Origin of the sequence: Rhodococcus sp. TAF43, from assembly GCF_052113525.1 — a bacterium.
In the GTDB taxonomy this organism is placed as follows: domain Bacteria; phylum Actinomycetota; class Actinomycetes; order Mycobacteriales; family Mycobacteriaceae; genus Prescottella.
Genome location: NZ_JBFRDL010000010.1, coordinates 84,821 through 110,779 on the forward strand (window position 1 = coordinate 84,821; position 25,959 = coordinate 110,779).

Genomic DNA, 25,959 nt, shown 5'->3' on the forward strand with positions numbered 1-25,959 from the left:
ATCACATTCTGGTCGACATCGCGTACGCTATCCGATCTCGTAACTCACCGTCACAGGAATCCGCGAAATCGGATACTGGGTATCTTTTTGGCTGGCGCGGGAGGCGAGACCGGCACTCGGTGCGATGAAGTTCTTATCTGACGGGCGGATTGCGATGTCGTGCAACGTTTCCGGATCGGGGCGCGTGGCGTCGAACAGTGCAGCCTTGCCGTCTGCAGAGCTGACGGCCGAACTGGCGGGTGCACGTCAGGGGCACGAGCGAGGAGTTGTAGCTGTTCGGACCGAATCCGGTGCGGTGCAGTACCTTCCGGAGGGCTCGTCTCGTGAGAGGTCCGATCGTGATGCACGAAGGGCCTGCGAGCAATTTTGCTCGCAGGCCCCCTTCAGGCTGTCGGGTCAGCTGAGCCGTTCGAGGAGTCCGGCGCGCTGGTTCGCACCCAGGCCACCCATCCGGCGGGTCTCGGAGATGCCGAGGTCGGTGATGATCTCGAGGGCGGTGGCCTTCCCGATCTTCGGCAGCGATTCGAGGATGTAGAAGACCTTGGCGCGGCTTACGGTCTCGTCGGTGCCAGCGCGGCCGAGGACCTCAGCGAAGGTTGCCTTGCCGGTCTTGAGTTCCTCGCGCAGCGCGGCTCGTGCGCGGCGGGAGGCGACGGCCTTCTCGAGCGCCAGGGCGCGCTGTTCGGGGGTGAGGGTGGGCAGTGCCATGTATCCGTCCTTCGTGGGAATGTCTCGCCTGGTCAGCGTCGTGTGCGACGGTAGTACGCACCTCTGACAGGAACGAGTGCCGTCACCAGGCGCCCAGGGTGTTCAGGATCTGGCCGCGGGCCTGCCACAGTTCGGCCGACCAGTACGCCCAGGAGTGGGTGCCGTTGGCGGGGAAGTTGTAGGTGGCCGGGATGCCGAGGGTGTTCAACCGGACCTGGAAGGCGCGGGTGTTGATCAGCGAGATCGCCTCGAGGCCCATCGCGGTCGCCGTGTTGAAAGATGAGATCGGTGTGTCGGGATGGTCGTACACGCCCGGTAGGCCGCTGGCCGCGGAGATGTACAGCGACAGTCCCCGCAGTTGCTCCGCGGACACGAACGGGTCGTTGCGCATCCACTCCGGGCTCCACGGAGGTCCCCACATCGAGTCGACGTTGTAGCGGCCGGCGTCGAGCATCGCGACGCGGATCGCCGAACGCATGCCAGGCGCGGAGATGTGCAGGTATCCCGAGAGCGATCCGGCGAACTTGAACTGGTCGCGGTGCCATCCGGCCAGCGTGAGCGCGGCCGAGCCGCCCATCGACAGCCCAAGGACGCCGTTGTTGGTCCGCGACACGCCTCGGGTCGCGAGATAGTCGGGCAGTTCCCGCGTCAGGAACGTCTCCCACTTGTAGGTGATCTGCTGGCCGTTGAAGTTGCTGGGCGCGTACCAGTCCGAGTAGAAGCTCGACTCGCCGCCGACCGGCATCACCAGGGTGAGGTTGTCGTTGCGGAACTGGTCGAGCGCGTTGGTCTCGAAGGACCAGCCGTTGCGGTCGTTGCGAGCGCGGAGGCCGTCGAGCAGGTACAGGGCTGCGTTGCCGCCGCGTGCGGCCCACTGGATCTGCACCTTGATCGGGCCCATGCTCGAGTTCACGAAGACCTCTTCGTAGCCGCCCGCGGGTGCCCGGTGGGCGACGGGTACTGCTGTTGCGGCGGGAACGGAGACGCCCAGCAGGGAAGCCATCGCGACGGCTGCTGCGCTGACAGTCAGCGCTGCTGGTCGCCATCTAGTTCGAATGTTCTTCACGCTCATGGTTTCTCCCGAGGATCTGGTCAGCAGGTGGTGGTGGTCGGTGTGCCCGCGAAGCGGTCTTCGAGGAACTGCACGGCGTCGGGGAGACCGAGGACCGCCGCGGACAGGTGGTCTGGGCTCCACACCGTCTTGGATTGGACCGGCACCCCGGCGTCGCAGTAGCGGCGCATGGTGGTGGTGATCGAGTCGACCGGGATCAGTGCGTCCTGTCCGGCGTGCCATTCGAAGACGGGGGCGTTCGGCACCGATGCGGTGTGTTCGACACTGTTGTGGTCGAGGACCGCCTGCACGGGTGCAGATCCGAGCAGTTCCGCGCTGCTGGATAACTCGCGCACGCTCTTGCCGGCGCCGGAGGCGATGATGTCGTTCGTGCAGGCGTTCACGATCCGGTCCCGCAGCTCGAGCCCCGCCTCGTTGAGCTGGCTGGTGACCGGCATCGCGTTGGGGTACTCGCGCTCGAGGCCGAGCGCGGCGGCCATCGCGAGCCCGAACGCCGGATGAGGATTCTCGCCGAGCGCAGTGGCCATCTTGCCGATGTTCAGCGGTGCACCACCGTAGGCGCTGCCCGCGAGCTTCAACTCGGGCGCGTACGCCCCGGCGAGCGCCGCGGCCATCGCAGTCGCCATCCCGCCGCCGGAGTAGCCGGCCATCCCGACCGGGCTTCCCTTCAGCTCGAGCGCGGTGTGGTTCTGGGCGGCGCGGATCCCGTCGAGCGTGATCTGGCCACCGAGGCGGGCGGCGCCGTACGCGCTCGTCGGACCCAGATGGTCGGGGATCGCCACCGACCACCCCTTCTGCAGCGCCACATTCAAGCCCGGTGCTTCCCGGATCATCAGGTTCGGATCCGAGGTGTAGAGCGCCTGCGACGGCGCACACTCGAGCCCGAGCGCATTCACGATGTGCTGGAACGACAACAACGGACGCCCGGGGGCGGAGTCGCGCGGCGACAGCACGGTGGTCACCGCGGTGATGGGGTCGCCCTGCGAGTTCGTCGACCGGAACTTCAGCTGCACCGCGGTCGTGTCGATGAACCCGGCCGGAGCAGGCACCACGCGGGAGTCGAGCACGTCACCCGGATGGCGGGACTCGAGGTCACCGGGGCTGCTGTAGAAGCTGTCAGCGAGGGCGGCGGGGTAGACGACCGGGCTTGCAGCCGCCTGCGGGGTGACCGTCAGGGCGACCGCGGCCGCAGCCGCTGCAGCAACACCGATTCGTCGGGCACGGGAGGGCGTGGATTGGGGGAGCATTCCTCGTCTTTCATCGTTGGCCCAGCACGCGCTGCACCGCGCCCCGACACGGGTGCATCACGAATGGCTGGGAGGGTCCACCTGCACACGCAGCGCGGTGGCCGAGTCAGACCACACGGTCTGCATCAACCTCCGACCGAGGCTATCAACCTCGGAACCGGCTGCGACAGGCCGATATTGGATGCTTGCCCTGAGGTCGGGCTGCGCCGCCGCGCCACAGTAACGCCGGGGTTCTCCACGCCGATATGTAGGGGCGGTCTCGCCGACCCAATGCACGTACGGCGCCGCCTACTGCGTTGGCAAGCCGACGAACTCGCCCGACAGTGAGCTCCCACACAGCCGGAGCGATCCAAACTCCCGGCTCCGGAGTGAGACACTCGACGCCTGCATCGGAATCGCCCTGACCGGCGATCGGTAGGGGAGGAGTCCACTGATGTCGGCAGAAGTGTTGGGGGCGCGTCCCCAGTGGCGCAGGACCGGGCACACCTTCTTTCCCTACGCGCCGTTCGTCGACGGGCGGTGGTGGGATCTCCGGTTCAACTGCTGCCCGGATCATCCGCTCTGGACACTGTTCATAGCCGATAGGCGCCGATTCGACTTCGATGACGAGCCGACAGGGTGGGGGATCCGCATGGCGGACGAGGCGCCGCTACTCGAGGGCCACGCGGCCGCAGAGGTGCTCGCTCCTGTCCAGGGCCTGGCCCGGTACGGCAGCGAGGTCGGCGACCCGTGCGACGACTTCCTCTGCCCCTGCACCTGGCGCGAGTGACGTTCCTCGCGAAGTCGGCGCGCCCCTGATGCTGGCCGTCGCATGCGGTCAGTTCGCCGAACCCGATCCGAAGCCGCGGCACACGAAACCGCGGAAAGCGGTTCTCATACTGAGCAATTCAGCTCCGCGACGGCCCATCAGCGGCAGCAATCGAGCACGGTCGCAGGTCACCACAGGTGTCCGGTCTGCCGGATTCTGGCGGCTACGATTGGTCTCGGGGAGTGCGCTCCGGGGTCGAGGACGTGCCCAGGGGTCAAGAATCTGGAAGTGCAGGTGGGGGAGTTGCCCGAAAGTCACGGCATGTGGAGTGCCGGGGGCTCACGGATCGCGATGATCTGCGCGGCCGCCATGATCGCTGTGCCGGCGCCGCTGTTGATCGCCGGTCTCGTGCTCACCACCGACCGGAGCTCCAGCACCGGGCACGTCGAAGGCTGCGAAGTGCTCTCGATCCGGAAACCCGGTTGGGTCCGCGGTAAGGAATCGGCGAAGATCGGCACGACCTGCGGCACTCTGTCGACCCCGCAGAAGGGCGCGATCATCGACAGTCTGACCATCGGCGGCGTGTACGACTTCGACCTGCTCATCAACACCGTCAACGGCTCGACCACCCGGATCATCACCCGGTCCACGCCACAGTCGACCCTCGAACACCGGCAACAGCAGTGGCAGGAGGTGCTTCCGAAGTGAGGACCGTGGCGCAGTGGATCGGCCGGCATCAGTTCTTCACCACGATGGTCATCGCCGTGACCGCTCTCGGCGGTGGTGCTGCCCTCAGCACCACCGCGACCGAGGAGCCTGCGACCCGCACCGGGTGCACGATCGACGCCATCAACGAACCCCCAGGGGTGCGACGGGACACGCTGGTCAAAACGTCCTGCGGTGGACTGCGATCACCGAACCGGACCGTCACCGACCGACTGCAGGTCGGCGGAACCTACGACTTCGATGTGACCGAACGCGTCGTGTGGTTCGTTCGAACCACGCTGATCGACGACGCCCGACTGTCGCGGTAGCCCACTGGGTCCCGTCACGACCCCAGGCAGATCTACCGCCGACATGACCTACGTCGTCGTCCACCAGCCGCGACTGCCGGCACCACGAAGTACGGTCGGGTTTCACACATCACGGGAGAGGACACTATGAGGCGCCCGCATGCCGTAGCAGAGGAAAACAACTGGTTAGGTGAAGGAGCGCTGACCGATGCGGAGGTTGCGGAGTTCACCGAGGTGGTCGAGCACTTGCGTGTGGTGTTGCCTGCATTATTGGGGGAACAGTGGACCGATGCTGTGTTCTCCGGTGACGGGTACGTGGTCACCGAATCCCTGAGGAGCGCTGGCGGGTATTTCCGCGGCTATCGGGGTGTTCGCAAGACCGCCCAGGGCTACGCGGTGATGTTCCGGCGACGAGCGCGGATCCGAAGGCTTGCTGGTCACGTTCAATCGGTTCGAGGACGCTGTGAAAGGCTATGCCGCGGACGTCATCAGCTCGATTCGGTCGGACCACGGCTCGGCAGTGTTGCGTGGATGTGGAACGGCACAGTTGGCCGCATCGTCGTCGGCTGCGATCGAACTGCGGATCCCAGGGACCCGTGCGTGGTGCTGGATTGGCTATCGGTGGCTGGCTGGGGAACGATGAGCCGGCAGTTGAACGCTGTCGGGGAGAATCAATCAAGGGGTGGGGATGTCGATGTCTGGCGTCAATCCGGAAGTCGTGGAGCTCGGTGATCTGACCGACCTGGACGACAAGTGGCGGCTGCGGTTCCAGTTCTTCCACGAGCACGGGTGGCAGGGGCTGCTCAAGCCGAATCGCGCATATCGAGAGGCGCTCAAGGCGTTGTCGTACCGGCAGCGAAATATCTTGACATTCAATGGGTTCGCGTTCTTCTTCGGCGTGTTCTACATGATGCACCTGGGGATGTGGCGCAAGGCCGTGACCCTGTTCGTCGTGGGAGTCGCCCTCGGCGCAGTGAGCCTGCTGCTCGACCTCCCCAACCCGTTAGACGTGGGGTTGACCTTCGGCCTGTGCGGGTACATCGCCACCCGCGCCAACACCCTCTACTACGAATTCCGAGTTCTCGGTCGACACACCTGGGGGCTGTAGCTCCTGCGCGGTGGGCGGCCCCAATTCCCAGCTGCAGGAAATTGGGGCTGGGGCCACTTCCGTGCTCGCGGCTCGGTTCAGCGGTGCCAGCGATTGCGTTCACGCATCCGCGCCTGGTGCTCCTGGAACCACACCTTCCGTTTCGCCTGCCAGAGGTCTTCCTGCTCTAACCACGGGCCCCGCGCGGTCAGCTCCCGTTCCTCGAGGACCGCCTAATTGATCGAACCCTCCTCGAGCACCGATGCGACGGCCTCCGGGGTGCCATCGGCTGCACGAACCCGCTTGAGGGGCTCCTTCGGGTTCCACGCCGGACAACCATTCGCGCGCAGCAGATTGCTGGCCGCCTGGCTGTCGTCGAACCACGCGACGAGCCGGTGGTCGAGGTCGTAGGTGTCATGCCAACCCCGCCAGTGCCGAACCTTCACCTGATCAGCGGGGCGCGACCCGTCCTTGATGAATTGCCGGAACTGGATCGGCCCTAGAGGACGGTGGTGGCGGTCGAGCCCATTCCACGTGGCGCGGGCGAACTGCTCGGGGCGGGTCGTCGAATACGCGATCTGGACGTCGACCGATCACAGCGACTCGATGAGCCTGCGACCGGACAAGATCGGCGTGGCGAATCCGAACGCGCGATGGAAGGCGTGCCAGTCGCGGTCACGGGACCGGTCCGTGGCCAACAGCGGCTCGAACCCCGCATCGAAGCGATGACCCCGTGTCGAAGACCGAAGCCGAGCAGATCCTCGCCAGCCCCGAAATCGGAGGCGCGATCTCCCGGACCGTCATGCGCCGCGGGCATGGGGAAACGAACGACGAGTACCACTGGGAGAACGATGCTGACGCCTCCGACGCGCAGGTTCAGCAGCAGTGCCCAACCTGCGGCCGCTGGGCGTCGATGACCTCATCGCACAGGTGCCCCGTCCCCGGGTCGGAAGCGGTCGACGAAGGGATGAACGACCTGGCCACGCAGGCGATGTAGCGTGCGGAAGCGCGCGCCGCCCGCGCAGCAGGGCTCGAACCTCCCGGTTCGCGACGGCCCGCTCGAACCTGATGACGCAGCGCGAATACCGACTCGCGGGCACCGGGGAATCGCGAATGTGCCACCCGCTCAGGATGTCCGCGCCGTCATCGAGGGCGGCAAGATCGCGTCCCCGTCGCTGAGCTTCCGCTACCCCGACGCGACGGTGACCGGTCAGGCAACGATCTGGCGCGACGAGTCCGGTATCGACGTCGCGTCGCCGCTCAAGGAAGCGGGCGGCAACGGGATGCGCTGCACCTGCAGCACATACGCACGTACCGGCCGGTGCGATCACATCGCATCGTCGCTCCAGACGATGGCCACCGCGTACGGCGTCACCTACACCGGCGATACCGGGCTCCGGCCGGGTGTCTCGCTGTCCGATCGCCGTCGCGAGCGAACCTCCGACGCGGCGATCGACCTATCGAAGGTGCCGCTCGAGCGGATGAACTACTCGCGGATCCAGAAGCTCCGGAATCAGCGGCAGGGTGACCACGTGCAGGGGCTGTTCGAGAAGGCGCGGAGTGGGGATCCGATCAGCACCCCATCGGTGAAGCCGCCGCGGGATGCTGAGGGCAACTGGGTGGCGTGGCCGACGACGTTCGAGCGGGCGGGGATGGGCGACGCGAACTCTGACCGCACCACGGACCTGAACGACACCGCGGACGTGCAGTACCGGCTCCGAGCGGCGCTGGTCGCTCGGACTCGCAACCACTACTCGGTGCTGCGGGATCGCGACGGCGGCATGCGGATCACCGTGCCGAAGGCGCGGCGAGGCAGGGACGGCACCATTCCGCCCGTCGAGCGGCAGCGGCTCGTCGACAGTCTCGGGATCCCGGCGCACCAGGCCCGCGCTGATGGTGTGTACATCCCGGCGGACACGTCGTGGCGGCACGAGATGCTCTCCCGCGCATACGGGGACAACCCGCAGCCGGTCCGCGCGGCCCACTACACCGTTGCGTAGTACCGCGTAGGTGACGCCATTCGGGAGGTGCTGGCGGCCGCTGCTGGGTGCCCATTCGTCGCCGTCGCTGCTGTCCACAATCCTGCAGGCAGGAAGGGGAGCGCACCACGGCGCCGCGAATCAGTCCATCCGCAGCGTCAGGCAAGTTGTAACACGTTCTAGCACTGAAACATTCATGCGATTCGGTCCGTAGTGTTGGATGCATTCACGACGGGGAACTCACCTCATCTGAAACGCCCCAGGAGGCCACCATGGGTATCGCAACGCTGACCTCGACCGCCGTCGTCGTCGATACCGCGTCGGATACGGGGCTGTACCGGCTCGATCCGCCGATCGTCGGGGACGACGGAAAGGCGCACGAGTACGGTGCGGCGATAGTCACGCCCTTCGGGATCCTCGTGGACGTGTGGGCGGCCCACGAGGACGGCAGCCTCGTCCTGGACGATGACGGCGACTGGGTCGCCCTCATCAACTCCACTGCCGCGCCGGGAGCTCGACCCACCGTCGCAGGTGAGTTCGAGTCGGCGGGGTACCGGGTCCACAGCCAGGAACGTGCGGCGTCGTAGCCCGGCCCGGGCGCCAGGGGTAGTCCCAAGCTGCCCACGCCAGCGGCTGGGCGAGCGGAGATGGCGTGTGGGAGACAATTCCCAGGCGGGCCCGTCAGCCCGTGGAGGACGTGGACGGGTCCAGGGGAGGGAGTGGCGCCGATGGCATCGCTGTTGGTCTTGATGGTGATCCTGTGGCTGTGTATTCGGCTGGTAGCAATCGGATTGCGATACTGGCGTCGACGCGCTGCTCAACGCGCGGCAGAACCAGTCGCCGCAGAACCAGTCGCTGTAGTAACCGACGTTGAGTCGCACGCGGCGGTGTACGAGGCTCATCGACGGCACCGCTGGGACGTCACGCGGCGGCAGTACCACTCGCGCCCAACGTGGACGTTCGCGCTGACTGACGGCGTCGAAGACTGGGCGCGAGGCTGGATGACGGGCGACCTGGCGCATGCTCCGTACAGTCGCGACACCGAGTGGTTGTGGGCTGACGAGTTCGGCATCGATCCATGGCGTGAATCCGTCGAGTTTGAGCTCTTCGAGCGAGCGATCGCCGACGGAATCATCCAGGTCCCGACACCCGGTCACCTCATGTACGCCGAAACGTCATACGACCCATTCGGCACCATCTACGGATTCGTCCCTGACGAGTTCGAGGAAGGGATGGTGTGCAGCTGTGCGGTCGTGACCCCCGAAGACAAGGGTTGGGGAGTCGAGACAGGACCAGACGCTGTGGCCGCCTGGCTGACCGCGGTCATCACCAGCTTCGCTGAAACGAAGCCCTACGTTCCCCGCGGCGCACTCAGGCGGCGGTACACGCACTAAGCACGCGTCGCAGCGTTACCGGAGGACCTCCTGGATACCGTGCGCCCAACCATCGGCCATCCAGGAGGAAACCCGTGACCGCCATCAACACCATCGACGACCACGAGGTCGCCTCCCGGACCGGTGTCGACGCGACCGAGCTCGACGTCGCCGAGAAGGCACTGCGCGCAGCCCGCGAGAACGGCGTCGACGACGTCACGATGCTCACCCAGATCGAAAACCGCGTCATCGAAGCGACCGAGAACGGTGAACGACCCGACGGCGATGCGGTGCAGGAGATCGTCGAATCGGTCATCGCTGAGTCGGCCGGCCGAGCACCAGCCCCGAGCGAGGCTCCCCTTTTCGCTCTGCTGTTGTGTTGAACCAACTTTCGCAACCGTCGGCTGCTGGTACGCCGCCTAGCAAGAAGGGGAGCCTCCATCCGGTGGCTCCCGGCCAACCCGCGGATCGCGAGCCCGAGCGTGAAGAACAGCGTCCCGATGATCGCGGGCCTCCCGAACGCGGCCACCAGCGCGGAGACACCGACGCCGAGAAGGATCGCGAACCCGAGTGTGTGCGTGAGGGTTCGATGGCCGCCGTCGCGCGCACCGTCCTTCACTGTCCTGGTCAACCCGTAGAACGCCGACGAGCCAGCATTGATGCCCTCCGATGCGATCTGGGAGGCCACACCGAATGACCGCGCGACCGTCGACTGTGGATGGTCGAGATCCGGGAGCAGTGCTGCGCCGGCACACACTCCGGCCCATGCGAGTGTCTCCGCGAGCGACGTCGGTCCACCCCAATCGGTTGGCATGATCGCGGCGGCCGCAAACCCGACGGCAGCTCCTGACATCGCGTGCGTTGGCCCCATCACCATGCAGAACCACCTCCGAACAGGGCTGCGGCATCGGCCGCGGGTGTTTGTCCGCCGTCGGTGCTTCCGCCGCCCGTAACCGTGTTGATGACCACGGGGATCCATCGGTAGGTGAGGTCGGCGATGGTGTTGACCGACGTCTCGAACACCCTGATGACATTCGAGGAGTCGACGCCTTCGGTGTCGGCCCAGTTCACGTAGCCGCGGAACACGCCGAGGACGACGATGCCGATGACGGCGTACTTGATGATCTTCACCGTCCACCACCCGTCTCGGGCGTCTCCGTGGGGCGGTACTTGTCGGGGACCTGGTCCCCGATCTGCCCGCCGACCCCGTCGGTTACTGATTCGATCTTGTCGGCGACCTGACCGCTGCCGTCTTCGACGATGCCGCTCACCTTGTCGCGATAGTTGCTGAACCAGCCGTCCTCACCGAACTTGATCCCACCGGTCAGGTACTGGATCACACCGAGGAGGACATCGATCACGACCACGAAGAACACGATCCGGGACACGATCCCGTCTTTCGACTTCTTCTTCACGGGCCCGGCCATCAGAGCACCCCCGCCACGGCGTCAGTTGCCGATCGCGCGGTGGCCGCGTTCCGCACGCGCATCTCGTCGCTGACGATGCGCGCGAGACCTGGACCAGCGACTACTTGGCCGGCATCGGTTGCGTTCCAGCGGAGCCCGGTGAACCGGATTCCGGGCGGGTCAACGTTCCAAACCTCGCTTCGAGGCGAGGGAGCGTGGTCGATCATGGTGAGGTTCTCCTGCTGAGGTGTCGGGCTGGCCCGTCACGCTACGAACCTGGTTCGTCCCGACCAGTGGCGATGAGAATCGTCCAGGTCAACCGCGGAAACCGTATGGGACACCGGGGTGTTCACGACGCCGACTTGCCGTCGATTGGAGGTGCGCCGCTGCATCCACCCTGCGCGCCTCCGCCGTGATGAGTACGGCATATCGTGCGATGCTGCGGCAATGAGAACTTCACATCGAATTGCTTCAGCCGCGGCGGCCGGGCTCATGGGCGCCGCCATGGTAGTTGCGGCGCCAGGCGTGGCCAGCGCCGCCGATCCTTGCCAACTAGGGTGGTCGAACGTAGGACCCCGAACGTGCGCGATGACAGATGTCGGAATGGCGCCGGTGTGGACACTTGGAAACGGCATCTGCGCTGGCATGCTGAGTGCATCCGGCAATGCGTTCGACGGCCCACTGTGGGAGTACTCCTCCGCGCCGGGTGCTGTCCACTCCGTCGAACTGCGTATTTCGCAGGGCTTCTCACCACTGGGCGAATGGGCGTCGACGACCCTGGCTTGCGACGTGACTGCGATCATCGATTGGCAGAACCTCGACACCGGTCAGAGCGGCACAGTCAGTCGCTACGTACCCGCGGCCAACACGAGCACCCACCCGATGTACGTGAATGTCGATACTGGCCCGGGACGAGTTCGGCTCACCATGCGGACCGACCACCCGAGCATCCCGGTCACGACAGACGTGATCGTCCCCTGACCTGACCGTGCACTCGGCGAAGGTCTTCCTGTTCGCCAGCGACGGGGCAGTCCATGCGCACCAGAGTCGTTGGCGATCGGTGAACGTCTCCGACCCTGCCCGTTCGCGGCCCGGCACCGTGCCGGTGCCGGGCCGCGCTGGCCGAAGGGATGGATCAGCAGTTCGACATGGGTTCGGCGCCCGCGAAACGCGCTTCGAGGAAGCCCAGGGCGCCGGGAAGACCGATCACGGCCGCCGAGAGATGGTCAGGGCTCGGGACCAGTTCGGACTGCACTGTCACTCCGGCGGCGCAGTAGCGGCGCATCGTGTTGGTGATCGCATCGACCGGGATTAGTACGTCGGTGGGGGAATGCCATTCGTACACGGGCGCATTCGGCACTGAGGGAACCTTCTCGACGCTGTTGTCGGCGAGGACCGCCTGCACTGTCGGGCTGTCGAGTAGGGCACTACCGATGGCGGGATCGGCGACGTCACCCAGGCTTCGGCCTGCGCCGTACAGCAGGATCTCGTTGGTGCAGGCGTTCGCGATCTGGTCGCGCAGCTGCCACCYGGTCTCGTTGAGCTGGCTCGTGAGCGGCATCCGGTTCGGGTACTCGCGTTCGAGACCGAGCGCGGCGGCCATCGCCAACCCGAATGCCGGATGGGCCGACTCTCCGAGCCCCTTGGCCATATCGCTGATGTTCATCGGGACACCGCCGTAGGCGCTGCCGGTCAGCTCGAGGTCCGGCGCATACGTCGGGGCGATCGCCGCGGCCATCGCTGTGGCCATGCCTCCACCCGAGTAGCCAGCCATGCCAACCGGGCTGTCCGCGAGGCCCAGCGGGGCGTACCACTGCGCTGCGCGGATACCGTCGAGGGTGATCTGGCCCCCGAGCTTCGCCTACTTCGGCCGTCGCGTCGTCGTGATCGGTGGTGCCGGCCCACTGAAAAGCCCCGACGCCGACCAACTCGTCATCGACGACCGCGCGCTTCGTCCCGCGACAGTGGCGAGCCATTGCGCAGGCCAGCGTTGACCAGTTCAGCGCCTGCGCCACCCATCCCGCGGACTGGGCCTACCTGAGCCCGCCTGCGCTCTTCGGGCCCGGCAGACGCACAGGCGCCTACCGCCGAGGAACAAACCGAATCCTCATCGACGTCAACGGAGAATCACGGATATCGGCCGAAGACCTCGCCATTGCCGCCATGGATGAGATCGAGAATCCTGATTCGGGGTTGCGCCACTTCACCGTTGCGTATTAGACGCCCTTCCTGCAAGCCGACGTGGTCGTGACGAGGTACCTGTGATGTTTGTTCAACGGGTGGTCTCCCCGGTCGACGGCGTGGCGTCGTGGACGCTGGGCGATGACGGTGCCTTGGTGGCTCCGATCGAGCGGTATCTGGCGTACTTGACCCAGATCGAGCGGTCTCCGAACACGGTCAAGGCCTATGCCCATGATTTGAAGGACTGGTTCGTGTTCCTCGGTGCCCGCGGCCTGGATTGGCGTGAGGTGCGATTGAGAACGTCGTCGAGTTCGTCGCCTGGCTGCGCCGCCCGCCGCGGCTGCGCGACGGGACAGTCCCGTTCTGCCGTCGGTGGAGCACCACTGCACCGAGGCGACGGTCAGTCGGAAGCTCTCCGCGCTCAGCGCGTTCTACCAGGAGGCCGCGCGCCACGGCATCGATCTCGGGGAGCTGCTGAGGACGTGGCAGCCGGCCGGAGGCCGGGGCTCGGGCTGGAAGCCGTTCTTGCACCACATCAGCAAGGGATATTCGCAGCCGCGGCGGGCCATCGCGTTGAGCACGCAGCGCGCAAGCTCCCTCGCGTGCTCACCGTCGCCGAGGTGCAGACCATCCTCGAAGCCTGTGACCATCTGCGGGACCGGTTCCTTTTCGCCGTGCTGTTCGACACCAGGATGCGGATCGGGGAGGCGCTGGGCCTGCGGCATGAGGACGTCGCCGCACCCGAGTCCCAGATCACGGTCCAGCGCCGGGTCAACGACAACGGTGCCCGCTCCAAGCCACGCAGCCCGCGGACGGTGCCGGTCAGCGCGGAGCTGGTCTGGCTCTGTGCCGACTACCTTCACTCGGAGTACGGCGATCTGGACTCCGACTACGTCTTCGTGAACCTGTGGGCCGACCGCATGGCCACCCGCTGACCTACATGGCCGTCTGCGAACTGGTCAAACGGCTGCGCCGACGTACCGGGATCGACTTCGATCCGCATTGGTGCCGCCACACCGCGGCCACCCGGATGCTGCGTGACGGTGTGCCGATCGAGATGGTCTCCAAGCTGCACGGCCACGCCGACATCACCACCACCACCGGCGCCGTCTACGGGCACCTGAGCGCCGAGGACGCCCGCAAGGCGCTGGAGGAGGCGGGCTGGTTCACCGGCCGAGAGGTACGACTGTGAGCACACAAAGCCCGCTGGTACCCGAACAGCTACCGAGGACGGTGCGCGAGCGACGCCGAACGTCGCGTCAGGCGAGTAGTTGGGACACCGAGTACCGCCGGGATGTTTGGCGGCTGCGTGAGCTCGGCATCAAAGGCGGTTGGCCAAGACCTTGAGTCAGGGTTGCGGTATGTCCTCGAAGGTGTTCCGGGCGAGCCGCCGCCCGGAACTCGACAGCCTGTTCTCGCACTTGCGCGAAAATGGGACAGTCAGGTATTGAAACCCTCCGAACACCGGTATATCTGAGTCTCCGCGAAACGCCACCATCACTGTTGACGGGGCATGAGTGCTCGAGGGCCGTATTGGGTTGGCCGACCACCCCTGCAGCGAATGGCGACAGGATGCTTCTATGGCGTCAAAATCCAAGTGTCGCTGTTGCTGTCGAGGTGCCAATCCTGCCGCGGTCCGTCCCCTTCGCATGCGACAGCGGTTAGCCAGATGGTGCTGCCGGGGTCCCAGCCGGCGATGACCGAGGCAGTCTCGGTATCGACCTGAAGGGCCCGCGTCGCACTGCGGAGATAGCACAAAGGAGTGAGGTGCACGGCGTCCCACTCACTTGCGACACGCTCCCAATCGGGGATAACCCACCGGCCGTCGCGGCCCGTGGCGCGGAACCAGTCATGCCGTCGGGACGCGGTGACCTCGAGTGGAAAGGAACGGCACAGCAGCATCCATTCCTCTTCCGAGCGGACCTCGAAAGTCCGGCCTCTCCCGCGGACCGGTATCGCTGTCGCTTGCTGCCACCCGAACCCGTCTTCCACGAGGCTCAGCTCAGCAGGAAAGCGGCCGACAGTCTTGATGAGTCCGAGCGGGATTGACCACCAGGTTCCGGTCCAATCGGCATGGGGATCGCGCGGGCGTTCACGCGCGGCCTGTTCTTCCTCCGTGCGCACGTCGGCCGCCCACTGCCTGAGGGTTCGTTGCGGATCCTTCGGCAGTGGTGCCCAGGCGTTGGCCGATCGCCAAACGATAGCCCACTGCTCGGTCCGGCGAGGCTCCGCGAACCACGCCATGATCGACGACGACGCGAGGTGTTCCGCGAGGCGTGAGAGGGCAGCCCCGATGATCGGGTGGCCCGCGACCACGTCTGCACCGTCGGGCTCCTGCCAATACCTGGCGGAATCCACCGACCGCTCCAAGGCCGCCTGAATCCGGCCGGTGTCGAGGTCGGCGAGATCGACAGACACAACGGCGGCCGAGAGCTGCTCCAGTGACGAAACAGGGAAGGGATCGGTGCCGCCCTCAGTGGTCGGGATCAACCGGCCCCCGGATGAACCGCTCACTACTTCGACGCCGTGCGAGAGTTGGAAGACGGCGGTTGAAATGTCCGAGTCCAGATCCTTGGCAATTTCAAGGCAAAAACGTCGACCCCGCGGCCCCGCCAGGATCATTTCCGCAACTGGATTCATTTGACTACCTTGCACCTTCCCGTCGTGGCGGAGAGATCCCTAGGTCATCTCGTGAGACTGGGCGCACTGCTCGGACGTTTCCGGCAGCCGGGATGTGCCCGATCAGGCGTGGTCGGGGCACAACAGCGTCGGTTCCATTTGCCACCCCTGTTCGGTCAGCCAACGCTGGACCGGTTCGAGCGGTGCGCTATTGGTAGCGGCACCGATGGCGAGTTCTCCCACGAGGATGGGTCCGTCGCCGCAGACGGTGCAGGCGACGTCGACGGCGGGTTCTTCGGGTTGGCAACTGCGGCAATGATGTCGGGCGATGATCACGCCGGGGACCTCCGAGTCGAGATACAGCCAGGAAACGGCCAGGTCGGCGCGCTGGTGAGCCGCTTCCAATCGGGTAGCGGGCTCGTGCCCGCAGCTCGGGCAGGCGCGCGATGTTTTTCGCGGCGGGGCGGGATGTTCGAGCGTGGCCACTGCCGGATCAGCGGTGGCCGTCTGGTGAGCGTTGACGACGAGGCGCTGGCATCTGCTCGATGTGCTGTCGCATGGCGGAGGTCCATCCAATGTCAAGGCGCCAGCGACCTGGAGCCGCGACGTCACCACACCTCGGTAGTCGGCGTACTCGGCGCCTGATGCGGCCGGTAGCGGGTCTTGGGGTTCCGGACTGGTGAGGTCGAATAGGGGTCGGTACTGGTTCGTCGAGACATCGGGGCAATGATTATCGGCCGATTTTGCCGAAGAACAATCGATCTTCGATGCCCGACTCACATTCGCTCGGGTTAGCAGCTCGCTGCTGCGAACCGTTCGACGTGGCAGTGGGTAATCACGACACGTTGCTGTCCCGACCCATCCCCATGACCGGTGATCAATGTGCTCTAATTGGCCGGTGATGACCTTCGCGCAGCTCTGGTGGCCGCTTTCCCAGCGGCCTTGAACTGTGTTTTCCGGCCGCCTCTCGTGCGGCCGACGATCCTCGCCTGTATGACGGGCATTCATCCCGGTTGATGCGCTGAGGTGGCCTCGTATCGAGAGGACCACCCTGTGACCTTCAACGACGATCCTGTTCGCACCACCGGCATCGGCGAGATGCTGATCAGTTCCCGCTCGTTCGACGAATACCGAGCCATGTTCAACCTCACCGACGGCGACCTTGCGCTGCGGATCCTGGACTGCCCCGGCGGTGCCGCCGGGTTCACCAGCCAGGTGAGCGGTCTCGGCGGCGATGTGACCGCTTGCGACGTGGCCTATTTCGGGCGCGGAGCCGACGACCTCGCCATCATTGCAGCGACCGAGACGGATCGCGGCAACCGATACGTCCGCGCACATCCGGAGCAGTACGAGTGGACGTTCTTCGCTGACCCCGACGAACACCAGCGCGCCCGGCAACAAGCCGCCCAGCAATTCGCTGCCCATATTCGCCAACACCCGCACCACTACGTCGCCGGGCGGCTGCCCTCGTTGCCGTTCGCAGATGCCAGCTTCGATCTGGTGCTCAGCTCCCACCTGCTGTTCAGCTATTCCGACGGACTCGATCACACCTTCCACGTCAGCGCGATCACTGAGCTTATGCGAGTCACCCGCGGCGAGCTACGAATCTTCCCGCTGGTGGCCGTGGGATCGTCGAAACCCTATCCGCGACTCGCCGATCTGCTCGCCGACCTGAGGGCCCGAAGCATTGCAGGCCGAGTCGTCAAGGTCGACTACGAGTTCCAGAGCGGTGGACACCACATGTTGGTGTGCCGTCGTACCCCATCCGAAGTCCGGCAGTGACTCACCTACATGGCGACCGAAGGACGCTGCATTCACCCCGTCATTATCGAGAGAGTTAGGACCACAGTGTCTTTGGAGGACATCCGTCACGATATCGACGCGCTCGACGACCAGATCGTTGCGCTACTCGCCCAACGTCAACGGCACGTCCGACGTGCTGCTCCCTACAGGATTCGTCCCGGGCAGGCACTGGCAGTCGATTGGCGCGCCGAGATGATGAACCGTCTACACGCCCAAGCAGTCACACAAGGAGCTGCCCCTGAGGTGGTGGCCAGGGTGTATTCCGTGATGATCGACGCGTTCCTCGACCTCGAACACCTCGAACACCTCGAACTCGCCTCGCGGTCGGAAACGTACTCTCAACCTGTGGGTGACCGGCGGACACGGATCAGCTCCGGTTCACCATTCGAGGAGACGATCGGCTTCTCCCGCGCGATCCGCTCTGGGTCGCGCGTTCTGGTGTCCGGCACCGGGCCCGTGTGGCCCGACCGATCGTGCCCGGACGATGCCGGTGCCCAGGCCCGCCGCTGCTTCGAGATCATCGGTCGGGCGCTGAACGAAGCCGGCGTCGGACTGAGCGATGTACTCCGCACTCGCATGTTCGTCACCGACCTCGCCGCCAGCGAGCAGGTCGGTGTCGTGCACGGCGAATTGTTCGGTGCCGTGCGTCCGGCGGCGACAATGGTCGTCGTCGCCGGGCTGCTCGACCCGCGATGGAAAGTGGAAATCGAAGTCGAAGCAGAGGTTCCAGGCTAAGACGTTCCGTCACCGAGTCGGTCGCGGGCGGCGGCCGACCTCGGCGGCGAGGGCGAACAGGGCGGCCGAGCGGGCCGGGGTTGGGTCGGATTCCGAATGAACGTAGCCGTTTGCCCATTTGGGCGGTGCTGATCGGTCCGCCGGTGAACAGCCACGGTGAGTTTCGGCGTTCGCCGATGGCCGCGTGCCCGGATCGGGTGTCGACCAGTGACTTGACGAGGGTGGACAGTGGTTCGGGCAGCTCGACGGGGGCTGGATCCCAGGCGCAGTCGGACCCCGTTCGTTCCGGTGGTGACGTGGTCGGTGGTCAGTCCGGCGATCGTCGAGGCGCGTTGCGCGTAGAGCAGGACCAGCAGTCCGGCCACTCTGCCCTCGGGCTTGAGGGTCTGGTCGTGCAGGAGGCGGCGGGCGGTGGCCCATCGATCCTCGCCGGCGATGAGTTCGGCCGGTCCCTGCCAGCCGCGGCCGACTCCGACGAGCGAGGTGTTCACCAGCTTGTTTGTGGTGGCCCAGCGCAGGAATCCACTGCCATCGGTGCGGTAGCGGGCGTTCGAGTCGGTGAGCCATCGGTCGATGTCGGCTTGGGTGCAGGTGGCCAGGCTCAGCTGTTGGTCGGCGAGCCAGTCGAGAATGGCGATCGCCCCGCGCAAACGTTGCCGAATGCCGGTGAACTGCCCGTAGGTCACCGGGCTGCCGCGGTTTCGTGCGCGTAGTCGCCGCATGAGGTGCCAGGTTGCATAGTGGCGCACCGGCTTCCGGTTTTCCGGATCGGCGACATCGTCGACGGTATCGGTGATCCAGCGTTCGAGGCGCACCAGGTCTTCGTCGCATCCACACGCAGCGGGCCCAGCGTTGCTGCCATGCCGCGCACCAGGGCTCGCCGGTGAGGCGTGAGATCTCGGCCGGCCCTAGACGGCCGCAGATCGAGCACGTCAGCTGCTGTTTCGGTCGACAGTTCCAGCAGTACGGGCCCTCGGAGGGTTCGGCGACACTCTCGTTGTGTGGCGACTCGACCGACTGGGCCGGAACCTGCCGCACCTGCGGCAGACGATCACCAACCTCGAGGAGAAGGGCGTCGGCTTCTGATCGCTGACCGCAGCGATCGACACCACCACTGCCGGCGGGAAGCTCATCTTCTCCATCTTCGGAGCGCTCGCCAGGTTCGTTGTTATCTGGACACTTCCTCAATCTGCCTCGACTGGAAGCAAGTGGGTTGTTCGCGATCGAGCACCAGCTCATCGCCGACGCCCAAGGGCGAGGCTGGGACCGTGAAGCCGAACGCCACCGGCGGATAGCCACGCGCATATCGGAATTGTTGAGGGAACTGGCTCAGCCGGTCAGACCTCGCCTGGAATGAACGGTGTCTCCTGGTAGACGCAGTAGTTTAGCCAGTTGGAGTACAGCAGGTGCCCGTGGCCGCGCCATCGGTTGAGCGGGATGGCGGTGGGATCGTCGCCGGGGAAGTAGTGCGCCGGAGCTGGGACCGGCAGTCCTTGCTCGCTGTCGCGGCGGTATTCACGTGCCAAGGTGTCCGCATCATATTCCGGGTGACCGGTCACGAAGATCTGGCGGCCGTCCGCGGTGGCTGCCAAGTAGACCCCGGCCTCCTCGCTCACCGCCAACACGTCGACCTCACCGGTGGCCTCGATGTCGGCGGCGTAGACATCGGTGTGCCGTGAGTGCGGCGCTAGGAACTCGTCGTCGAACCCGGTGACGATCGGCGACCGCGCGCCAGTGATCCGATGGGAGAATACACCGGAGATTTTCTGTGGGACTTCGTGTTTGCGGACACCGTAGTGGTGGTAGAGGGCCGCCTGCGCACCCCAGCAGACGTGCAGAGTCGACTGCACGGCGCTGCGGGCCCAGTCAAGGATCTTGGTCATCTCCGGCCAGTAGTCGACGTCCTCGAAGTCGAGTTTCTCGATCGGCGCCCCGGTGATGATGAGGCCGTCGAAGTGCATATGGGCCACGTCATCGAAAGTTGAGTAGAACGATTCGAGATGCTCTGCAGAGGTGGTACGCGAGACATGGCTGGCCATGTGCAGCAGGGTGATCTCGATCTGCAGCGGATTATTGCTGAGCAACCGCAGCAGCTGCGTCTCGGTGCTGACCTTCATCGGCATCAGATTCAAGATGGCGATCCGGATAGGGCGAATATCCTGATGTCCAGCCCGCTCGTCGGACATGACAAAGATTCGCTCCGCCTCCAGGGTGGCCCTGGCGGGAAGATCGCGCGGCACAGTGACAGGCATCGCCCAGCAGCTTAGTCCGCCTCCGGTTGCCGACAGGGACCGGAGCTTCAATAGCTCCAGCGGCGCGTCGCGAGAACAACGTCGCAGGACGATCTGTCCACATAATCGAGCGGGACCTCATTCGTGAACGCGCCTACGCCGGCCTCGCTGCGGCCCGTGCCCGGGGCAAGGTCGGCGGCCGCCCCCGGAAGATGACCGACAGTCGGATCAAGCAGGCCCGCAGGATGTGCGAGAACGGCATGTCCCAGACTGAGGTCGCCGAGATCCTCGGCGTCGGACGCACCACCCTGTATCAGTACCTCGGTCCGCAGAAGAGCCGAAGGAGCACTGATCAGTGAGTGCCGGGACTCAGTAGCTCGCCATGCAGTCGCGGAGCAGGTCAGGCGAGAGTTCGGCGATTGTGCAGGAGATTCTGCGCCAGCCGGGCCACCTCCGAACTGGTCCTGCGACGAGTCGACCAGCACTTCAACGTCATTCGTTCCGGGCACGGTGCGCAGATGGTACACGATGGGGTCGCCCTCTGTCGTATAGAGGGTGAACGCGAACTCGCCGCTGTCGCGTTCTCGACCGTCCGACAGGCAGCCGATCACCGACGGGGTGAGTGGCTCCTGCGGCTCAGCTCTTGGGCGAGGCGCCGCATCACCGCAACTCGGCAGCGGGGAGCGCCAGGTGATTTCGGCCGGCTTCGGAGCGGCCGGAGGCTCCCAGCTGAAGTAGACAAGCGCAGCGATGGTGGCGAGAAGGATCGCGAAAGGGATGCACCGCACCGCTACCCGCATCTTCCCCGACCCCATGAGATCAGGCTAATGCCGACGCATGTCCGCCCGGCGGAGCAGTTCTTGATCGGGCTGATGTACAGCTTGCCTCTATCCGCGCGATGTCATCGGTGGTGGCGGCCGCGAAGCAGGCTGAGGTCTGCTCGGTACGGTGGTCCGGTATCGCCAGCAATACGAGGGGGTTGTGGTGACGCCGTTGTCGTGGCTTGCACGTCGCGTGTCGTTCGGGTGGGGGAGTCTTCGGGTCGCCGCGACCGCGACGGTTGTGACGAGTGTGTTGATCATCGTCACTGGTGGTGTGGTCCGCGTGACCGGCTCCGGTTTGGGCTGTCCGACATGGCCGTCCTGCACCGGGGAAGGATTGGCGCCCACGCCCGAGATGGGGATCCACGGTGCCATCGAGTTCGGCAATCGGCTGCTGACGGTGGTGCTGTGCGTCGCGGTGGGTGCGTTGATCATCGTTGCGCGCTGTCAGCGGGAGCCTGATCGCGCGGTACTGCGGGCGGCGTGGCTGCAGTTCTGGATCATCGTGCTCAACGCGCTCGTCGGCGGCGTGACGGTGCTCGCCCGATTGAGCCCGTTTGTTGTTGCGGCGCACCTCCTTGCCGCAATGCTCTTGCTGACGGCGGCTGTGTATACGTTCGAGCTGGTCGGGCGGCTGGACAGATCCACCGCTACTGCGACCGCCGATCCGGCGCTGGCAGTGCGGGCACGGTGGTTGGTCGCCGCGACCGCAGTGCTGGTGGTGATCGGTACAGCGGTGACCGGATCGGGCGTCCATGCCGGTGATTCATCGGATGTACATCGGATGCCGTTCGACTGGACGACCATGGTGATCATTCACGCGGTGGCCGCGGTGGTCACGTTTGCTGTCGCGGTCTCATCGCTGCTGATCGCGCGCCGTTCCGGTGCCGACTCGGTCGCCGCCCGCGCCGGCGTGTTCATTGCACTGTTGCTCGCGCAGGGGTTCGTGGGTGTGCTCCAATCCGTCGGTGTTGCTGCCGAGGCCCTCGTGGTCGTGCACATGCTCGGTGCCGCACTGATCTGGGCCGGCGCACTGCGCGTGCTGTTCGCGACCGACCCTCGCCTAGGCGGCAGCCGCGCGGCATTCCATGCGTTCGTCGCGGAGAGCAGCCGGATATGAGGCAGACAGACTGATCAGAGAGTTGTCGCAGCGTCGTCACGGCCAACCGGGCGGGCGGAACTGACCGAAGATGCCACTATCACCGGACCGGCGTCAACGGCCAACCGCGGAAGGAACGGCGGGCTGGTGCCGGCAAAGTGTCTCACCGTCCGTGTCGCAGAGTCGACCGATTACGCGACGCACGGCTGCGGTCATCCATCCCCGCACCGCGACGATCCGCATCCGTGATGTGCACTCGGGACGGGTTTGTCGGCGAAGCCAATCCTGGTGGGGATACTGGTGGCATCGATCCCGAAAAGACAAGTTAACTTGACTAGTGGTGTCAAGGCGGCTTTACTTGCCGTCATGCGTGGACATGCTGGCGCGAACCAGGTACGAGAGCACAGGCGACTTGCCGGTTTCACTCAAGCMCAGGTGGCCGCCCTCGTCGGAGTCAGTCGGCAGAGTGTCGTGTCCATCGAGCGGGGCGATTACGCCCCCAGTGTGTATCTGGCCCTGCGGTTGGCGCGGGCGCTCGACTCGAGTGTCGAGGTGCTGTTTCCCCTACGCGAGGAGTCGGAATGAGCAGGTTGGTCAAGGCCTTGAGATTCGTCGGTGATCTCGACGACGATTTCTACGCCGACGAGCGGCAACGGGACGTGTGGAACGAGGCGTCCGCGGTCGGGTTCCAGTTCTTTTACTGGGTGGCGCTCCTCACCTCTGCTGTTCTGCCGTGGGCGGCGGGACGGACCGGGGCCTGGATTGCGCTCGGCCTGCTGATCACGTGGCTGTTCGGTTCCGCTGTCACGATGACGTATGCCCGGCGGCACTACGTCGACCCTGGCGCGACCGAGAACTGGTTGCGTCCAAGGGTTTTCCTCGCCGCTGTCGTGTACCTGATCGGCGCGCTCGGGGTCGTCTCGGAACTGCTGCTCGCCACCGAGATCGGCACCTGGTTCGGTGTCGTGGTCGGCGCCGCCGGCGGTCTGGTCGCGGCTGCCTGGTCGGTGCGGCGCAAGCGCCGGCGCAGAGCGGAACGCGACCTTCTCGACGAGGACTTCTGAAGCCGGACGTCACGCCCGGCCGGGTTGTCATGGGGATGCCGAACAGGCCGCGGGCTACGCCGGATTCACCGCGGCCGACGCGCCGCCATATGGGGTGCGGATCTACGGATGCACACTCTGAGACGAGAGGGTGCAGACTCGTGGTCGACTTCTCGACAACGGGCCGGGCAGTTACGTCGCAATGCCCGCCGAGTAAGCAGAGTGCGCCCGGTCGGGCGGGGGCGGCGGGGAGCCGCATGGGCTGCACGTCTGAATCGCCAAACTGGTTGTCATCTCGGAGGCTTCTGACCTGCGCACTGACAACTGCTTTGGCGAAAGTTCGGTTCCGAGGTCGTCACGGTAGTTGGCGATTGTTCGGACTCCACCCATCCCGCCTCCTCGAGGCGGGCGAGGATCGGATACGCGCTTCCTGCAGTTCGTCCCGTCCCGCGCACTAGCTGCAATCCCCATATCGGACCTACGGCGCTCTACAGTTCAGCGAGCACGGCGAGCGTCGCCGGGGTCTTTCGCAACCTAACGCTCATGTCCTAACTGCATAGATAGAGATACGGTCCGTCATCTTCTCTCATAACTACTCATTTCTGAGAACACCGATCTGGGGTGGCGCCGCCAATTCTCCGTTGCGCCCTTCGCAGGTGCTCTATTACGTCATACGATGCATCGCATGACGAAGCAAAGACGTAATCGGGAGGGTCTGGCGCGGTTCGGCGAACCGGGTGCTCTGGTGCTGCTCGCACTCAGCAATGGGCCAAAACACGGCTACGCCATCACTGCCGACGTGAAGGAGCAGACCGGGATGCAACTGGGTCCGGGCACGCTGTACGGCTCGTTGAGCAAGCTCGTCGACCGCGGGCTGATCGTCGCACTGCCCAGCGAAGATCGCCGGCGCCCGTACGAGATCACCCCGGCCGGGCGGGAGGCGCTGGCGGCGCACCTGGAGAGTTGGTCGCGCGTAGTGAGCACCGGAGGGAGGCGGCTGGGATGGGCATGAGGGATCTGCTCGTGGCACTGCACCCGAAGCCGTGGCGCGAGCGCTACGGCGAAGAGTTCCGCGCACTCCTCGACGACACCGACCTCACCCTGCGCGCCCTGATCGACGTGGTCACCCACGCCGCCACCCAGCAGGTGCGGGCACGCTTGACACTGGTGCTGGTCATCGTGGCGATCGTGATGTCCGCCAGTGTCACCCACCTCGCGCGGCAGGCCGGACTGACGGACAACATCCTGTGGGCCCCCACTACACCGCGCCGAGCGCTGGCGCTGTCGGCCACCCTCGCTCCCTGGGCCGGGCTGCTGGTCCTCGCCTATCGCCGTCACCGCAAGCCGATTGGGAAGGACTGAGCTCGTGCTCATCGCCGTCATCTGCGTCCTTCTCGCGCTTGTGGTCTGCTCAGTGGTGTGTGTGGTCTCGCCGAGGTGCCGGCGCTGGGTCCTCAGAGCGGCCGCGATGCTTGTCGGTGGACTCCTGGCGATTTACCTGATTGCTCGCGGAATCGCTGAGTTCTTCATCATCGACTACTCCGATCCTGAGAGCTATGCGCAGGACTGGGGCGGCCCACACCTGCTGGGCGTCCTCGCCGTGCACTCTGGTCCCGGCCTGGTCATCCTGGGCGCGGCAGTTGCCTACTTCCTTCGGCGCCGCGCCCACCTGCGTGCCGCCGTCCAGCAGGCACAAGAGCATCGGTCTGCCGAGGTATAGGAACCGATGAGTGACTGGCCCGCGCCGCCCACGCAGCGACTGCAACGGCCCCGCCGGGCACCTGGCAGGCTCACCCGATCCACTCTCCGGCGTCCCGCTCCTCGCCATTCGATGGGGGTGTTGAGGAAGAACGCACCGATATAGACGGCGATGCCGAGCAGTGCGAGCGCTTTGCGCATCCGACGATCTAGCGGATCCAGGTTCGGATGATCTCCGTGAAAGTCATTCCCCGCCAAGTCGGTTGCTGCATGCGTTCCCCTCGTCCACTCCCGACCGTCACCGTAACAAGCGCCGGGCGAACAATGTTCCGCCGGCAGTCTCTGTGCTGGCTGCCGGATCCGACCGACGTCGTCGTTGATATGTCGAGTACGTCGTGAATCGTGTTCGCTCGGTACAGATCGGTCCCTGCAACAGGACCGGGGGTGGGGGCTGTTTGCTGTCTTGAGCTGGGCGGACGAATCGTCCCGGTGTGGGAGGGGCCCGTAGTGTGGGTGTGTGCGTTGGGGTCGGGCGGGTGTTGGTGTGTTGGTGGGGGCTGCGTTGTGTGCGTTGGCCTTTGCGGTGTCGTCGCCGGGGATGTTATGCGGGGGCAGCGAGCCGTCGTTCGTTCCGGGGGCGTATTTCGAGGCTCGTCGCGTGGTGTTTTTGCCGGTGGCGCGGTGCACGACGGGAATGACCGGTGGATCGTCGTCGTATTCGGAGGTGGTTGTGGACTGGGCGGCACTGATGTTGATCGTGCTTGGTGTCACTTGCTGCGGTGTCGGCACTGGTGTTCAGGCGGGATCGCGCCGAGCGAACCTGATCGACGCGGCGCACCGCCCTCACCCCCAGGTTTCGGGTGTGGGGCCTTCTTGTGGGTGGACCTAGGCGGACGGCAGGTCACGTGTGGGGTTCAAGGGCCGCCGAGGAGTTCGTAGGGGTGTATGGGACTGCCCCCACTTCGGTTGACTCGTTGACCTGCCCCAAGGTTCGTTACCCCCGGCAGTGTGAAGATCAGGCGGGGATGGACGGGTTCTCGAAGCATAGTTCGTACTCGATCGGCGACACATAATCGAGCTGCGAGTGCCGCCGTTG

At 65.5% G+C, this 25,959-nt stretch carries 29 protein-coding genes and 4 pseudogenes; 21 read left to right on the forward strand and 12 right to left on the reverse strand.

Annotated elements, in window-relative coordinates:
* Positions 1-396 precede the first annotated feature (396 nt).
* The 3 genes from mihF to AB4Z09_RS09300 form a co-directional block, all read right to left on the reverse strand.
* A complete protein-coding gene (gene mihF, locus AB4Z09_RS09290) occupies positions 397-708 on the reverse strand; it encodes an integration host factor, actinobacterial type (protein WP_174910322.1) in 312 nt (103 codons plus the stop codon).
* A gap of 82 nt (positions 709-790) precedes the next feature.
* Positions 791-1,711: an alpha/beta hydrolase gene (locus tag AB4Z09_RS09295; protein WP_442239627.1), complete on the reverse strand. Its 921-nt coding sequence runs from the start codon at positions 1,709-1,711 to the stop codon at positions 791-793.
* 89 nt (positions 1,712-1,800) lie between these two features.
* Positions 1,801-3,027, reverse strand: a complete 1,227-nt coding sequence (locus AB4Z09_RS09300) for a lipase family protein (RefSeq protein WP_442239617.1) — start codon at positions 3,025-3,027, stop codon at positions 1,801-1,803.
* A 433-nt stretch (positions 3,028-3,460) separates the two neighbouring features.
* On the opposite strand from AB4Z09_RS09300, the gene AB4Z09_RS09305 reads away from it, so the two are divergent.
* The 4 genes from AB4Z09_RS09305 (at position 3,461) to AB4Z09_RS09320 (ending at position 5,896) form a co-directional block, all read left to right on the forward strand.
* Positions 3,461-3,796 (forward strand): hypothetical protein, encoded by a 336-nt coding sequence (locus tag AB4Z09_RS09305; protein ID WP_442239618.1) that lies wholly within the window; start codon positions 3,461-3,463, stop codon positions 3,794-3,796.
* 300 nt (positions 3,797-4,096) lie between these two features.
* Positions 4,097-4,483, forward strand: coding sequence for a hypothetical protein (locus tag AB4Z09_RS09310; RefSeq protein ID WP_442239619.1), 387 nt, complete (start codon positions 4,097-4,099; stop codon positions 4,481-4,483).
* Positions 4,480-4,809, forward strand: coding sequence for a hypothetical protein (locus AB4Z09_RS09315; RefSeq protein ID WP_174910330.1), 330 nt, complete (start codon positions 4,480-4,482; stop codon positions 4,807-4,809). Before AB4Z09_RS09310 ends, AB4Z09_RS09315 begins: the two co-directional genes overlap by 4 nt.
* A gap of 667 nt (positions 4,810-5,476) precedes the next feature.
* On the forward strand, positions 5,477-5,896 hold the full coding sequence (locus AB4Z09_RS09320; RefSeq protein ID WP_174910334.1) for a DUF2628 domain-containing protein: 420 nt from the start codon (positions 5,477-5,479) through the stop codon (positions 5,894-5,896).
* A 212-nt stretch (positions 5,897-6,108) separates the two neighbouring features.
* Here the strand turns inward: AB4Z09_RS09320 and AB4Z09_RS09325 are convergent, their stop codons facing one another.
* Positions 6,109-6,321, reverse strand: coding sequence for a hypothetical protein (locus tag AB4Z09_RS09325; protein WP_174910336.1), 213 nt, complete (start codon positions 6,319-6,321; stop codon positions 6,109-6,111).
* Positions 6,322-6,608: 287 nt separating this feature from the next.
* On the opposite strand from AB4Z09_RS09325, the gene AB4Z09_RS09330 reads away from it, so the two are divergent.
* From AB4Z09_RS09330 to AB4Z09_RS09350, 5 genes are all read left to right on the forward strand, one after another.
* Positions 6,609-6,872, forward strand: coding sequence for a hypothetical protein (locus AB4Z09_RS09330; protein WP_114722414.1), 264 nt, complete (start codon positions 6,609-6,611; stop codon positions 6,870-6,872).
* Positions 6,873-6,990: 118 nt separating this feature from the next.
* Entirely contained in the window at positions 6,991-7,875 is an 885-nt protein-coding gene (locus tag AB4Z09_RS09335) for a hypothetical protein (RefSeq protein WP_174910338.1), read from the forward strand.
* A 251-nt stretch (positions 7,876-8,126) separates the two neighbouring features.
* Entirely contained in the window at positions 8,127-8,441 is a 315-nt protein-coding gene (locus AB4Z09_RS09340; RefSeq protein WP_114722416.1) for a hypothetical protein, read from the forward strand.
* A 414-nt stretch (positions 8,442-8,855) separates the two neighbouring features.
* Positions 8,856-9,248: a hypothetical protein gene (locus AB4Z09_RS09345; RefSeq protein WP_442239620.1), complete on the forward strand. Its 393-nt coding sequence runs from the start codon at positions 8,856-8,858 to the stop codon at positions 9,246-9,248.
* A 74-nt stretch (positions 9,249-9,322) separates the two neighbouring features.
* Positions 9,323-9,610, forward strand: coding sequence for a hypothetical protein (locus tag AB4Z09_RS09350; protein WP_254623061.1), 288 nt, complete (start codon positions 9,323-9,325; stop codon positions 9,608-9,610).
* A gap of 38 nt (positions 9,611-9,648) precedes the next feature.
* On the opposite strand, the pseudogene AB4Z09_RS09355 reads toward AB4Z09_RS09350, so the two are convergent.
* The 3 genes and pseudogenes from AB4Z09_RS09355 to AB4Z09_RS09365 form a co-directional block, all read right to left on the reverse strand.
* A pseudogene (locus AB4Z09_RS09355) lies at positions 9,649-10,104 on the reverse strand (metal-dependent hydrolase); the annotation flags it as partial.
* Complete coding sequence (locus AB4Z09_RS09360; RefSeq protein WP_114722419.1) at positions 10,098-10,358, reverse strand: hypothetical protein; 261 nt, start codon at positions 10,356-10,358, stop codon at positions 10,098-10,100. The gene AB4Z09_RS09360 and the pseudogene AB4Z09_RS09355, both read right to left, overlap by 7 nt.
* A complete protein-coding gene (locus tag AB4Z09_RS09365; RefSeq protein WP_174910344.1) occupies positions 10,355-10,654 on the reverse strand; it encodes a hypothetical protein in 300 nt (99 codons plus the stop codon). Before AB4Z09_RS09365 ends, AB4Z09_RS09360 begins: the two co-directional genes overlap by 4 nt.
* A 582-nt stretch (positions 10,655-11,236) precedes the next feature.
* Here AB4Z09_RS09365 and AB4Z09_RS09370 point away from each other — a divergent pair.
* Positions 11,237-11,614, forward strand: a complete 378-nt coding sequence (locus AB4Z09_RS09370) for a hypothetical protein (protein ID WP_254622504.1) — start codon at positions 11,237-11,239, stop codon at positions 11,612-11,614.
* Between the two features lie 154 nt (positions 11,615-11,768).
* Here AB4Z09_RS09370 and AB4Z09_RS09375 read toward each other — a convergent pair.
* Positions 11,769-12,494 (reverse strand): annotated as a pseudogene (locus AB4Z09_RS09375) (lipase family protein); the annotation flags it as partial.
* A gap of 403 nt (positions 12,495-12,897) precedes the next feature.
* Between AB4Z09_RS09375 and AB4Z09_RS09380 the strand changes: the two are divergent.
* Positions 12,898-14,006 (forward strand): annotated as a pseudogene (locus AB4Z09_RS09380) (site-specific integrase).
* Positions 14,007-14,392: 386 nt separating this feature from the next.
* Here AB4Z09_RS09380 and AB4Z09_RS09385 read toward each other — a convergent pair.
* Both AB4Z09_RS09385 and AB4Z09_RS09390 read right to left on the reverse strand, forming a co-directional pair.
* A complete protein-coding gene (locus AB4Z09_RS09385; RefSeq protein ID WP_442239621.1) occupies positions 14,393-15,454 on the reverse strand; it encodes a hypothetical protein in 1,062 nt (353 codons plus the stop codon).
* A 102-nt stretch (positions 15,455-15,556) separates the two neighbouring features.
* Entirely contained in the window at positions 15,557-15,919 is a 363-nt protein-coding gene (locus AB4Z09_RS09390) for a Hin recombinase (RefSeq protein ID WP_174910349.1), read from the reverse strand.
* 567 nt (positions 15,920-16,486) lie between these two features.
* Between AB4Z09_RS09390 and AB4Z09_RS09395 the strand changes: the two genes are divergently transcribed.
* Together AB4Z09_RS09395 and AB4Z09_RS09400 are read left to right on the forward strand one after the other, a co-directional pair.
* Positions 16,487-17,215 (forward strand): methyltransferase domain-containing protein, encoded by a 729-nt coding sequence (locus AB4Z09_RS09395; protein ID WP_397484722.1) that lies wholly within the window; start codon positions 16,487-16,489, stop codon positions 17,213-17,215.
* Between the two features lie 9 nt (positions 17,216-17,224).
* The gene (locus AB4Z09_RS09400; RefSeq protein WP_114722427.1) at positions 17,225-17,971 is read left to right on the forward strand and encodes a Rid family hydrolase; all 747 of its coding nucleotides are present in this window, start codon (positions 17,225-17,227) and stop codon (positions 17,969-17,971) included.
* Here AB4Z09_RS09400 and AB4Z09_RS09405 read toward each other — a convergent pair.
* Positions 17,968-18,786, reverse strand: a complete 819-nt coding sequence (locus tag AB4Z09_RS09405; protein WP_174910351.1) for a hypothetical protein — start codon at positions 18,784-18,786, stop codon at positions 17,968-17,970. The genes AB4Z09_RS09400 and AB4Z09_RS09405 overlap by 4 nt on opposite strands.
* Positions 18,787-18,907: 121 nt before the next feature.
* Here AB4Z09_RS09405 and AB4Z09_RS09410 point away from each other — a divergent pair.
* Positions 18,908-19,135, forward strand: a pseudogene (locus AB4Z09_RS09410) (recombinase family protein); the annotation flags it as partial.
* A gap of 173 nt (positions 19,136-19,308) precedes the next feature.
* Here AB4Z09_RS09410 and metA read toward each other — a convergent pair.
* Positions 19,309-20,223, reverse strand: a complete 915-nt coding sequence (metA, locus tag AB4Z09_RS09415) for a homoserine O-acetyltransferase MetA (RefSeq protein ID WP_174910353.1) — start codon at positions 20,221-20,223, stop codon at positions 19,309-19,311.
* A gap of 224 nt (positions 20,224-20,447) precedes the next feature.
* Here metA and AB4Z09_RS09420 point away from each other — a divergent pair, with 224 nt between their 5' ends.
* The 7 genes from AB4Z09_RS09420 (at position 20,448) to AB4Z09_RS09450 (ending at position 24,885) form a co-directional block, all read left to right on the forward strand.
* Positions 20,448-20,561, forward strand: coding sequence for a helix-turn-helix domain-containing protein (locus AB4Z09_RS09420; RefSeq protein ID WP_254622992.1), 114 nt, complete (start codon positions 20,448-20,450; stop codon positions 20,559-20,561).
* A 655-nt stretch (positions 20,562-21,216) separates the two neighbouring features.
* Positions 21,217-22,143, forward strand: a complete 927-nt coding sequence (locus AB4Z09_RS09425; protein WP_442239628.1) for a COX15/CtaA family protein — start codon at positions 21,217-21,219, stop codon at positions 22,141-22,143.
* A gap of 345 nt (positions 22,144-22,488) precedes the next feature.
* Positions 22,489-22,707: a helix-turn-helix transcriptional regulator gene (locus tag AB4Z09_RS09430; protein WP_442239622.1), complete on the forward strand. Its 219-nt coding sequence runs from the start codon at positions 22,489-22,491 to the stop codon at positions 22,705-22,707.
* Positions 22,704-23,186 (forward strand): hypothetical protein, encoded by a 483-nt coding sequence (locus AB4Z09_RS09435; RefSeq protein WP_442239623.1) that lies wholly within the window; start codon positions 22,704-22,706, stop codon positions 23,184-23,186. The genes AB4Z09_RS09430 and AB4Z09_RS09435 overlap by 4 nt, the downstream gene beginning before the upstream one ends.
* Positions 23,187-23,850: 664 nt before the next feature.
* The gene (locus AB4Z09_RS09440; RefSeq protein ID WP_442239624.1) at positions 23,851-24,177 is read left to right on the forward strand and encodes a PadR family transcriptional regulator; all 327 of its coding nucleotides are present in this window, start codon (positions 23,851-23,853) and stop codon (positions 24,175-24,177) included.
* A gap of 11 nt (positions 24,178-24,188) precedes the next feature.
* Positions 24,189-24,527 (forward strand): hypothetical protein, encoded by a 339-nt coding sequence (locus AB4Z09_RS09445; RefSeq protein WP_217487166.1) that lies wholly within the window; start codon positions 24,189-24,191, stop codon positions 24,525-24,527.
* A 4-nt stretch (positions 24,528-24,531) separates the two neighbouring features.
* Complete coding sequence (locus tag AB4Z09_RS09450; protein ID WP_442239625.1) at positions 24,532-24,885, forward strand: hypothetical protein; 354 nt, start codon at positions 24,532-24,534, stop codon at positions 24,883-24,885.
* Positions 24,886-25,959 lie beyond the last annotated feature (1,074 nt).